The organism is Roseateles sp. P5_E11 (assembly GCF_054049355.1).
The window spans coordinates 1-1,037 of sequence record NZ_JBFUMO010001052.1; the positions used below are offsets into that span (position 1 = coordinate 1).

The window sequence follows — 1,037 nt, forward strand, 5'->3', positions numbered from 1 at the left end:
GTGCAGGGTGTGGCCAACGTGCGGGGCGAGTTGCTGGTCTGCGTATCGCTGGGCAGCGTCCTCGGCCTGGCGCACGTCGCCGAGACGGGGCACGCACGGCAACGCCTGACACTGCGGCGCCTGGTGGTGATCGGCCTGGACGGCCAGCGCCTGGGCTTCGCGGTCGACGAAATGCACGGCATCCGGCGCTTCGATCCGGCCACGCTGAAGCCAGTGCCTGCCACCGTCGCGCGTGCCACGGCGACCTACTCCAAGGCGATCCTGGCCTGGCACGAACCCGCCACCCGGCCGCCCGAACGCGGGCGAACCCCTCGAGAAGCGCCAGGGGGCAGCAATGAGCGCGCGGTCGGCCTGCTCGACGAGCAACTGCTGCTCTACACCATTCAACGGGGCCTCGCATGAGCCCCGCCCGGCCGCCCGAAGGGGCTCATTCCCGCTTGGCGGGATGGCGCGCAGCGCCTAGGGAGCCCCAATGAGCAGCGTCGATCTCAGCGACCTGTCGATGCTGGACCTGTTTCGCATCGAAGTGGAGAACCACGCCCCGTTGCTGACGCAGGGACTGCTGGCCCTGGAGCGCAGTCCGGACGCCGCCGACCAGCTCGAGTCCTGCATGCGCGCCGCCCATTCGCTCAAGGGTGCCGCCAGCATCGTCGGCATTGGCGCCGCGGTGGAAGTGGCGCATGCGATGGAAGACTGCTTCGTCGCCGCTCAAACGGGCCGGTTGCGGCTGCGCCAACGTCAGATCGACCCGTTGCTCGCGGGTGTGGACCTGCTCGCGCGCCTGGGCCGGACCGCCGGGACGGACCCTGGCGACGCGCTGCAGGTGAAGGCCTTCGTCGACGCCCTGAAGACCGCGATGCTGGCCGGCGACGAAGACGACCCGGCGCCCGACGCGGCAGCGCCGGTGCTGCAGGCAGCGGTGGCGCCGCCCGCGGCGGCACCAGCGCGCGACGCCTCGGACCGCGTCGTGCGCGTCACCGCCGACAACCTGAATCGGCTGCTCGGGCTGGCCGGCGAATCATTGGTGGCCGCAAGGT

2 protein-coding genes are annotated in these 1,037 nt (G+C 71.4%); both read left to right on the forward strand.

Annotated features, from left to right (window positions below; all coding sequences use genetic code 11):
• On the forward strand, positions 1-402 hold a 402-nt coding region (locus ACXJKR_RS33330; protein ID WP_457326503.1), incomplete at its 5' end, for a chemotaxis protein CheW.
• 70 nt (positions 403-472) lie between these two features.
• Positions 473-1,037, forward strand: a 565-nt coding sequence (locus tag ACXJKR_RS33335) for an Hpt domain-containing protein (protein WP_457326504.1), incomplete at its 3' end; no start/stop codon positions are given.